Genomic DNA, 11,172 nt, shown 5'->3' on the forward strand with positions numbered 1-11,172 from the left:
GGAAGCGCGCTGCGTGTCCTTTGCCTTCGCCATAGTGGCCATCGTCGGCGCGTGCGCCTGGTTTTGCGGCGCCTGCATTCTGCGCAGTCGCGCCGCAATCGCGGCGAGTTGCGCCCGCCGGCGACACCGCGCGCATCGGCGCCTGAACGCACTTGCCGCGCTGTGCGCAGGCCGCAGCGTCAACCGCAGTGCGGCGGCGCCTGGTGCGACGTGGCGAACGCGCTCGGCAATCGCGCGCAGCGTGCTGCCCGCATTCACGCCTGGCGCTGCTGGCGCCTGTTAAGCATGGCGCCAAGCGGGCTCTGTGGCCCCTCTGGATCATCATGGCGTCCCCCTGGCGTGCGTTGCGTAGACGGCTGCTTCCTTATCGGCGCGGCCTTTCCGGCATGCGCGCGCGGTTCCTGCAACGCGGCCGCAAGCCGCCGCCGGCCGAAGAGCCGCTGCGCGCGCAGCTGCTCAGCGCCGAACAGATGGCGGCGCACGGCGAAGCCCTGGCCCGCAGCCACCGGGTGCGCGGCGGGCGCAGCCCCGAGGTGCTGCTGGCGCGGCTGAAGCAGAACGAGGACGTCCTGCGCGATGCGCTGGCGATGCTTGCGGCGATGGTCCGCGACGGTATCCGCGTCACCCCGGCCGGCGAGTGGTTGCTGGACAACTTCTACCTGGTCGAAGAACAGATCCTGATCGCGCGGCGCCATCTGCCGGCCGGCTACAGCCGCCAGCTGCCGGCGCTGGCGCAGGGCGTCTCGGCCGGATTGCCGCGCGTGTACGCCTTGTCGATGGATGCGATCGCCCACGGCGACGGCCGCATCGATGCCGACATGGCCAGCCGCTTCATCGCCGCCTACCAGACGGTGACGCCGCTGATGCTGGGCGAGCTGTGGGCGATCCCGATCATGCTGCGCCTGGGCCTGCTGGAGAACCTGCGCCGGGTCGCGGCGCGGGTGATGCGCGACGGCATCGACCACCGCCTGGCCAGCGACTGGGCCGACCGGCTCAATACCAGCGCCACGGAGGATCCCAAGAGTGTGGTGCTGGTGGTCGCGGACATGGCGCGTTCGCAGCCGCCGCTGTCCGGCGCCTTCGTCGCCGAGCTGGTGCGCGGGCTGCATGGGCGCGGCGGGGTGCTGGCGATGCCGGTCACCTGGGTCGAGCAGTGGCTGGCCGACGGCGGCCAGCGCATCGACCAGATGGTGCACGCGGAAAGCCAGCAGCAGGCCGCCGACCAGGTCTCGATCAGCAACAGCATCGCCAGCCTGCGTTTTCTGGCGACGATGGACTGGCGCGATTTCGTCGAGGACCTGAGCGTGGTCGAAGCGCATCTGCGCCGCGATCCGCAAGGTACCTATGCGCAGATGGATTTCCAGACCCGCGACAGCTACCGGCACAGCGTCGAGCTGCTGGCGCGGCGCAGCGGCGCCAGCGAAGAGGCGGTGGCCGAGTGCGTGCTGCAGCTGGCGCACGCCGCGTCCGCGGACGACCGGCGCCATGTCGGCTATTACCTGGTCGACGACGGCCAGCGCGACCTGCCCGCGGCGATCGCCGCCCTGCCGCGCGCGCGCCGGCGGCCCCACGTGGCCCGGCGCACGCTGCCGCTGCCCGCGTATCTGCTGCCGATCGCGGCGATCGCCGCCTTCGGGGCCTGGACGCTGCTCGAGCAGTTGCATGCGTTGGCCGCGGTGCCGGCATGGTTGTGGGCGACGACCGCGCTGCTGGGCGCGTTGGCGTTCAGCGAGCTGGGCGTGGCGCTGGTCAACTGGGCGGCGACGCTGCTGGTGGCGCCGCGCACGCTGCCGCGGATGGACTTTTCCAAGGGCATTCCGACCGGCGCGCGCACCCTGGTGGTGGTGCCGAGCATGCTCAGCGGCACGGCCACGATCGACGAACTGGCCGAGGCGCTGGAAGTGCGGTTCCTGGCCAATCGCGACGTGCAGCTGCATTTCGCGCTGCTGACCGATTTCCTGGACGCCGCGCAGGCGACGCTGCCCGGCGACGCGGTGCTGCTCGAGCATGCGACGCAGCACATCGCCAGCCTCAACCAACGCTACGCGCCCGAACGCGGCGACCGCTTCTTCCTGCTGCACCGCCCGCGCCTGTGGAGCGCCGGCGAACGCGCCTGGATCGGCCACGAGCGCAAGCGCGGCAAGCTGGCGGCGCTGAACCGGCTGCTGCGCGGCGGCGCGGCCGATGCCGATTTCAGCGCGGTGATCGGCGCGACCGCGCTGCTGGCGCAGGTGCGCTACGTGATCACCCTGGACGCGGACACGCGGCTGCCGCGCGATGCGGCGCGCGAGTTCGTCGCGACCCTGGCGCATCCGCTGAACCGCGCGCGCATCGATCCCGCCCTGGGCCGGGTGACCCGCGGCTACGGCATCCTGCAGCCGAGCGTGGGCAGCAGCATGAGCGGCCACCGCATCACCCGCTACGCGCGCCTGTTCGGCAGCGAGCCGGGGATCGATCCGTACACGCGCACCGTGTCCGACGTGTACCAGGACCTGTTCGGCGAAGGCTCGTTCGTCGGCAAGGGCATCTACGACGTGGACGCGTTCGAACAGGCGCTGGACGGGCGCCTGCCCGACAACCGCATCCTCAGCCACGACCTGCTGGAAGGCTGCTACGCGCGTGCCGGCCTGGTCAGCGACGTGCGCCTGTTCGAGGACTACCCGGCGCGCTACGCCGCCGACGTGAAGCGCCGCGCGCGCTGGATCCGCGGCGACTGGCAGCTGCTGCCGTGGCTGTTGCCGTGGGTGCCGGACGCCGCCGGGCGCTACCGGCGCAATCCGCTGTCGATCCTGTCGCGCGGCAAGCTGCTGGACAACCTGCGCCGCAGCCTGGTGCCGATCGCGGTCACCGCGTTGCTGGCGATCGGCTGGCTGTGGCTGCCGCGGCCGGCGGCATGGACCGCCTGGCTGCTGGGCCTGTTGGTGTTGCCGATCGTGGTGCCGGCGCTGCACGATCTGGTCGCCAAGCCGCTGGACATGGCCTGGCGCATGCACCTGGGCACGCTGGCCAAGGCCTTGGCGACGCAACTGCAACGCGCGCTGGTGGCGCTGGCCTGCCTGCCGTACGAAGCCGGCTACGCCGCGCTGGCGATCGCGCGCACGCTGTGGCGCATGCTGGTCAGCCGCCGGCGCCTGCTGCAGTGGCATGCATCCAGCGACGTGGCGCGCAGCCTCGGCCACGGCAACGCGGCCGAACTGGGTGGCATGGCGCCGGCGGCGCTGCTCGCGCTGGCGCTGCTGGCCGCGCTGGCGTGGTGGCAGCCGCATGCGCTGTGGGTCGCCGCGCCGATCCTGGCGCTGTGGATCGTCGCCCCGGCGCTGATGGCGTGGATGGGGCATGCCGACGCGCCACGCCGCGCGCAGCTGGCGCCGCCGCAACGCGCGTTCCTCGGCCGGCTGTCGCGGCGTACCTGGGCCTTCTTCGAAGTGCACATGCGCGCGCAGGACCATTGGCTGCCGCCGGACAACGTGCAGGAGCATCCGCAGCTGGTGGTGGCGCGGCGCACCTCGCCGACCAACATCGGTCTGGCCCTGCTCGGCAACCTGGCCGCCTACGACCTGGGCTACCTGCAGCCGGGCGGGGTGATCGAGCGCACCCGGCTGACCCTGACGACGATGGAGACGCTGCCGCGGCATCGCGGCCATTTCTACAACTGGTACGACACCGAGACCCTGCAACCATTGCCGCCGGCCTACCTGTCGACGGTGGACAGCGGCAACCTGGCCGGGCACTTGTTGACCCTGCGCCAGGGCCTGCTGGCGCTGTGCGATGCGCCGCTGCTGGCGGCGGCCACCTTCGACGGACTGGCCGACACGCTCGGCGTGCTGCGCGAGACTGCAGCCGCCGACCCGGCCGCAGCGGCCGCGCTGCAGCCGGCGCTGCAGGACGTCGAGCTGCGCCTGCAGGCGCTGCGCGCGACCCCGCCGCAGACGCTGGCGCAGGCCTGGCACGCGCTGTGCGCGCTGGCTGTGCAGGCGGAGGCCATTGCCGCGCGCTGGCCTGCGCCTGCGCCCACCGCCGAGCACTCCGCCGACGCGTTGGCACCGCATTGGCCGCAGGTGCTGCTGGATGCGTGCGGCGCGGCGCAGCAGGAACTGCGCGAGTTCGCACCGTGGGCGACGGCGGCCGACGGCGACGCGGCCTCCATCGCCGCGACCGAGGCGCCGCTGCCGACGCTGCGCGCGCTGGCCGCGCAGACCCACGATGCCGCGGCCGCCGAGCGCGCCCGCGCGCGCATCCACCAGCTCGAGCGCCTGGCGCACATCGCCGGGCAGCTGTCGCTGATGGAATACGCGTTCCTCTACGACCCGGCGCGGCGCCTGCTGGCGATCGGCTACAACGTCGACGAGCGGCGCCTGGACCAGGGCTATTACGACCTGCTGGCCTCGGAGGCGCGGCTGTGCAGCTTCGTCGCCATCGCCCAGGGCCAGCTGCCGCAGGAAAGCTGGTTCGCGCTCGGGCGCCAGCTCACCGAGGTCGACGGCGAAGCGACGCTGCTGTCGTGGAGCGGTTCGATGTTCGAATACCTGATGCCGCAGCTGGTGATGCCCAGCTATGCCGACACCTTGCTCGACCAGACCGCCGTGCATGCGGTCAATGCGCAGATCGCGCACGGCGCGCGGCACGCGGTGCCGTGGGGCGTGTCCGAGTCCGGCTACAACGCGGTCGATGCGCGGATGAACTACCAGTACCGCGCGTTCGGCGTGCCCGGGCTGGGCCTCAAGCGCGGGCTCGGCGACGACCTGGTGATCGCGCCGTACGCGAGCATGATGGCGCTGATGGTGGCACCGGAAGCGGCCTGCGCCAACCTGCAGCGGCTGGCCGAGGCCGGCTTCGGCGGCCGCTTCGGCCTGCACGAGGCGATCGACTACACCCCCAGCCGGGTGCCGCCCGGCCAGGACTACGCACTGATCCGCTCGTACATGGCGCATCACCAGGGCATGGGGCTGCTGGCGCTGGACCACCTGCTGCGCGAGCAGCCGATGCAGAAGCGCTTCGCCGCCGATGCCGAGTTCCAGGCGACCTTGCTGCTGCTGCAGGAGCGGATTCCGCGCGTGGGCGTGTTCCATCCGCAGGAAGCCGACGGCGCCGTACGCAATGCCCAGGACGAGCGCGAGGACGAGACCCAGCTGCGCGTGTTCCGCGATCCGGGCGCACCGCGGCCGGCGGTGCAGCTGCTTTCCAACGGCCGCTACCACGGCCTGCTGACCAGCGCCGGCGGCGGCTACAGCCGCATGCGCGACATGGCCATCACCCGCTGGCGCGAGGACGGCACCCGCGACCACTGGGGCAGCTTCTGCTACCTGCGCGACGTGGACAGCGGCGACTACTGGTCGGCCGCCTACCAGCCCACCGCGGTGGCGGTGGACCACTACGAGGCGATCTTCTCCGACGCCAAGGCCGAATTCCGCGGCCGCAAGCGCGGCTTCGACACGCACATGGAAGTGGCGATCTCCGCCGAGGACGACATCGAGCTGCGCCGGCTGCGGATCAGCAACCGCTCGCGGCAGCCGCGCACCATCGAGATCACCACCTATGCCGAAGTGGTGCTGGCGCCGGCCATCGCCGACGAACTGCACCCGGCCTTCAGCAACCTGTTCGTGCAGACCGAGATCGCCCGCGACCGGCAGGCGCTGCTGTGCACGCGGCGCACCCGCACGCACGACGAGGTCGCGCCGTGGATGTTCCACCTGGTGGCGGTGCACGATGCGCATGTCGACGCGATTTCCTACGAGACCGACCGCGCGCGCTTCCTCGGTCGCGGCAATACGGCGCGCAATCCGCGCGCGCTGAGCCACGATGCGGCACTGTCCGACACCGCCGGCTCGGTGCTCGACCCGGTGGTGGCGATCCGCTGCCGGATCGTGCTGGCGCCGGAGCAGACCGCGATGATCGACATCGTCTACGGCGTCGGCGGCGACCGCGACGCGTGCACGGCGCTGATCGACAAATACCGCGACCGGCGCCTGGCCGATCGCGTGTTCGACCTGGCCTGGACCCACAGCCAGGTGGTGCGCCGCCAGATCAACGCCTCGCAGGCCGACGCGCAGCTGTACGAACGCCTGGCCGGGCTGATGGTGTACGTGCATCCGGCGCTGCGCGCCGACAGCGAACTACTGCTGCAGAACCGGCGCGGCCAGTCCGGACTGTGGGGCCATGCGATCTCCGGCGACCTGCCGATCGCGCTGCTGCAGATCGGCGATGCCGACAACATCGAACTGGTGCGGCAGATGGTGCAGGCGCACGCGTACTGGCGGCTCAAGGGGCTGCATGCGGACCTGGTGATCTGGAACGAGAGCCAGAGCGGCTACCGGCAACAGCTGCAGGAGCAGATCCTGGGCATGATCGCGGCCGATCCGGACGTCAGCGTGCTGGAGCGCCCCGGCGGCATCTTCGTGCGCCCGGTGCAGAACATCTCGCAGGAAGACCGCATCCTGCTGCAGGTGGTGGCGCGGGTCATCGTCAGCGACCAGCGCGGCACCCTGGCCGCGCAGATCGGCCGGCATCTGCCGCCGCCACGCGGCATGCCCGAACTGGTGCCGTTGCCGGCCGCCGCGCTGGCGGAGGCGCAGGAGCACCTGCCGGCCGCGGCCGCCGGCGACGAGGCGCACGAGGATCCGTGGCCGTTCGCGCCGGCGCATGGCCAGGCGCTGTTCGACAACGGCACCGGCGCCTTCGCCGCCGACGGCCGCGAATACCTGATCGCGCTGCGCGAGGGCGCGCCGACCCCGGCGCCGTGGTCCAACGTGCTGGCCAACGCGCAACTGGGCACCGTGCTCAGCGAGAGCGCGGCCGGCTACACCTGGTTCGAGAACGCGCACGAGTTCCGCCTGTCGCCGTGGCACAACGATCCGGTCGCCGACGCCTGCGGCGAAGCGTTCTACCTGCGCGACGAGGACAGCGGCCGGGTGTGGTCGCCACAGGCGCTGCCGCGCCGCGGCGAAGGCGACTACCGCACCCGCCACGGCTTCGGCTACAGCGTCTACGAGCACGTGCAGGACGGCATCGCCAGCGAGCTGTGGGTGTACGTGGCGCTGCACGAGGCGGTGAAGTTCTCGGTGCTGAAGCTGCGCAACCTGACCGGCCGCAGCCGTCGCCTGTCGGCCACCGGCTACGTGGAGTGGGTGCTGGGCGACCTGCGGGTGAAGTCGCAGATGCATGTGGTCAGCGAGCAGGACGGCGTGCAGGGCGCGCTGCTGGCGCGCAATCCGTACAACGCCGAGTTCGCCGCGCGCACCGCGTTCTTCGACGTGGACGCGGCGACGCGCAGCTGCACCGGCGACCGCACCGAATTCCTCGGCCGCAACGGCGACATGGCCGATCCGCAGGCGCTGCGCCGCGAACGCCTGTCCGGGCGCCTCGGGGCCGGGATGGACCCGTGCGCGGCGCTGCAGGTGCCGCTGACCCTGGCCGCCGGCGCCGAGTGCGAGATCGTGTTCCGGCTCGGCGCCGGCGCCGACCATGCCGCCGCGGTGGAACTGGCGCGGCGCATGCGCGGCCGCGATGCCGCGCACGACGCGCTGGACGCGGTGCGCATCCATTGGCGCCACCTGCTCGGCGGGCTGCAGGTGAAGACCCCCGATCCCAGCGTGGATCTGCTGGTCAACGGCTGGCTGCCGTACCAGACCCTGGCCTGCCGCTACCTGGCGCGCAGCGGCTATTACCAGTCCGGCGGCGCGTTCGGTTTCCGCGACCAGCTGCAGGACATGATGGCGCTGGTCCATGCCACGCCGGAGTTGGCGCGCGAACATCTGCTGGCCAGCGCCGCGCACCAGTTCCCGCAGGGCGACGTGCTGCACTGGTGGCATCCGCCGCAGGACCGCGGCGTGCGCACGCGCTGCTCTGACGATTACCTGTGGCTGCCGCTGGCGGCGTGCCGCTACCTGCAGGTCACCGGCGACCGCGGCGTGCTCGACGAAGAGGTGCGCTACATCGAGGGCCGCAACGTCGGCGCCGACGAGGAGTCGTACTACGACCTGCCGGCGCCGTCGGCCCAGCGCGCGCCGCTGTACGCGCACTGCGTGCAGGCGCTGCGCCGCGGCATGGCGCTGCTCGGCGAGCGCGGCCTGCCGCTGATCGGCACCGGCGACTGGAACGACGGCATGAACCGGGTGGGCGAGGGCGGCAAGGGCGAGAGTGTGTGGCTGGGCTTCTTCCTGTTCCACGTGCTGCAGCAGTTCTCGGCGCTGGCGCGCGGCCGCGACGACGCCGCCTTCGCCGAAGAATGCGACGCGGCGGCGCATGCGCTGCGCGGCAACCTGGAGGCGCATGCCTGGGACGGCGACTGGTACCGGCGCGCCTGGTTCGACGACGGCACCGCGCTGGGCTCGGCGCACAACGCCGAATGCCGCATCGACTCGATCTCGCAGAGCTGGTCGGTGCTGTCCGGCGCGGCCGAGCCGGCGCGCGCGCGGCAGGCGATGGCCGCGCTGGATCGGCACCTGGTCAAGCGCGATGCCGGGCTGATCCAGTTGCTGGAGCCGCCGTTCGACCGCATCGAGCACGATCCCGGCTACATCCGCGGCTACGTGCCGGGCGTGCGCGAGAACGGCGGGCAGTACACCCACGCGGCGGTGTGGGCGGCGATGGCCTTCGCCCGGCTCGGCGATGGCGAACGCGCCTGGGAACTGGCGCGGATGATCAATCCGATCCGGCACAGCCTGGATGCGGCGGCCAGCGAGCGCTACAAGGTCGAACCCTACGTGCTGGCCGCCGACGTCTACGGCGTGGCCCCGCACGTGGGCCGCGGCGGCTGGACCTGGTACACCGGTTCGGCCGGGTGGATGTACCGGCTGCTGGTCGAATCGCTGCTGGGCCTGCAGCGCGAAGGCGACAGCCTGCAACTGCGGCCGTGCCTGCCGGCCGACTGGGAGCGCTGCGAACTGCAGTACCGCCACGGCAGCAGCACGTACCACATCGAACTGCTGCAGCACGCCGCCGGCCAGGCAGGCGACGCCACCGACGGCGCAGGCCTGTTCGTGGACGGCCTGCGCCAGCCGGACGCGCGCATCGCGCTGGCCGACGACGGCGCGGTGCACCGCGTGCAATGGCGGCAGCCGCGCGCGCCGTCGTGAACACGCACGCGCAGACGCAGGCGGCGCTGGCGCATCTGGCGACGATGCTGCCGGAATGGATCGCGCATCTGCGCGATCCGGCCGAATTCTGGCCGCAGTTCGGCGTGCTCGCGCAGGAACTGCTGGATGCGGCCGCGCCATGCGATCGCGCGCGGGCGCGGCAGGCGCTGGCGGCGATGCTCGCCGAATACGCCATCGACGCGCATCTGCTGCCTCCCTGAATGTCGCGCTGAACGGATTGGCGCCGTGCCGCGACGCAGGGCTCACGGCATGGTCACCCGGGTTGCACGCCGCCCGCGGCCACACTGCAGTCCACGCCGTCGCAACAGGACCCCCTCCTATGCAAGCCCTCACCTATCACGGCACCAAAGACGTGCGCGTCGAAACCGTTCCCGATCCGGTACTGGTCGATGCCGACGACATCGTGCTGCGCGTCACCGCGACCGCGATCTGCGGCTCGGACCTGCACCTGTACCGCGGCAAGATCCCCGACATGCACGACGGCGACGTGCTCGGCCACGAATTCATGGGCGTGGTCGAAGAGGTCGGCCCGGGCGTGCAGCGGCTGAAGCGGGGCGACCGCGTGGTGATCCCGTTCGTGATCGCCTGCGGCGAATGCTTCCATTGCCGCCTGACCGAATACGCCGCCTGCGAGACCACCAACACCGGCAAGGGCGCGGCGCTGAACCAGAAGGGCATCCGCCCGCCGGCGGCGCTGTTCGGCTACAGCCATCTGTACGGCGGCGTGGCCGGCGGCCAGGCCGAGTACGTGCGCGTGCCCAAGGCCAACGTCGGCCCGCTGGTGGTGCCGGATGTGCTGCACGACGAGCAGGTGCTGTTCCTGTCCGACATCCTGCCCACCGGCTACCAGGCCGCGCTCAATGGCGGCGTGCGCCAGGGCAGCACCGTGGCGATCTTCGGCGCCGGCCCGGTCGGGCTGATGACCGCCGCGTGCTGCCGCATGCTCGGCGCCGAGCGCATCTTCATGGTCGACCGCTATCCGTACCGGCTGGATTTCGCACAGAAGACCTACGGCGTGATCCCGCTCAATTTCGAGGAGATCGACGATCCGGCCGACATCATCGTCGGCCAGACCGACGGCCGCGGCGTGGATGCGAGCATCGACGCGGTCGGCTTCGAGGCCAAGGGCAGCACCGTGGAGACGGTGATGGCCACGCTGAAGTTGGAAGGCAGCAGCGGCACCGCGTTGCGCCAGTGCATCGCCGCCACCCGCCGCGGCGGCACGGTCAGCGTGCCCGGCGTGTATGCCGGCTTCATCCACGGCTTCCTGTTCGGCGACGCCTTCGACAAGGGACTGAGCTTCAAGATGGGCCAGACCCACGTGCAGCGCTTCATGCCGGAGCTGCTGGAGCACATCGGCGAAGGCCGGCTGAAGCCGAACGAGATCATCACCCACCGCATGCGCCTGGCGCAGGCGGCCGAAGGCTACGCGATCTTCGACAAGAAGGAACAGGACTGCCGCAAGGTCATCCTGACCCCGTGAACCGGGCCGTGCCGCGCTCGCTGCGCCGCGCGAGCGAGGGCTGTGCTGCGCCCGAAGAACGCTGTTCTGGCCTGAGCGTGCCTCTTCTTGCCTGAGCCTGTGCGGCGGCTCCCATGACCGCTCTGACAGCCGAGACATAGCCCCTCTCCCCCCCGGGAGAGGGGTTGGGGTGAGGGTCCGGCGCGAAGCGACCCGATGGGTTTGGGTGCACGAGGCTTCGCCCGTACCCTCATCCGCCCCTTCGGGGCACCTTCTCCCGAGGGGAGAAGGAGAAGCCTAGCCCCTCTCCCTCCGGGAGAGGGGTTGGGGTGAGGGTCGGCGCGAAAGCGTCTCGCCGACGTTGGCCACGCGCCCGGCGAACAAGCGCCGGATTGACGGCCATGTCCGTCTCATGACGGCAACGATCCGCGGCCTGCGCAGGAGGCCGCCAGCGCCGGGGCAACGCGCATTCAGCGATGAACGCAGAATGATGCGCAAGGCGGCCAAGCCTCGGGATAAGTTTTGTCCCGGCTCTGCTGCGAGACAGCAGCGGGTCCCGGCGCAGATCGGCAATTGTCAAGAGGGTGTTGTTGAATTTTCTTGTTTTTCAATAAC

3 protein-coding genes are annotated in these 11,172 nt (G+C 71.3%); all 3 read left to right on the plus strand.

The annotated features are described in order from the left end of the window. The first annotated feature begins 386 nt into the window (after positions 1-386). The 3 genes from J2Y70_RS01200 to J2Y70_RS01210 all read left to right on the plus strand — a co-directional run bounded on the left by J2Y70_RS01200 (position 387) and on the right by J2Y70_RS01210 (position 10,578). Positions 387-9,074 (plus strand): glucoamylase family protein, encoded by an 8,688-nt coding sequence (locus J2Y70_RS01200; RefSeq protein WP_309912439.1) that lies wholly within the window; start codon positions 387-389, stop codon positions 9,072-9,074. Then, positions 9,071-9,295: a hypothetical protein gene (locus J2Y70_RS01205; RefSeq protein WP_309912441.1), complete on the plus strand. Its 225-nt coding sequence runs from the start codon at positions 9,071-9,073 to the stop codon at positions 9,293-9,295. Before J2Y70_RS01200 ends, J2Y70_RS01205 begins: the two co-directional genes overlap by 4 nt. Positions 9,296-9,414: 119 nt before the next feature. Next, positions 9,415-10,578, plus strand: coding sequence for a zinc-dependent alcohol dehydrogenase (locus J2Y70_RS01210; RefSeq protein WP_309912443.1), 1,164 nt, complete (start codon positions 9,415-9,417; stop codon positions 10,576-10,578). Positions 10,579-11,172: the final 594 nt, after the last annotated feature.

This window comes from Xanthomonas sp. 1678 (assembly GCF_031455575.1).
Classification (GTDB): domain Bacteria; phylum Pseudomonadota; class Gammaproteobacteria; order Xanthomonadales; family Xanthomonadaceae; genus Xanthomonas_A.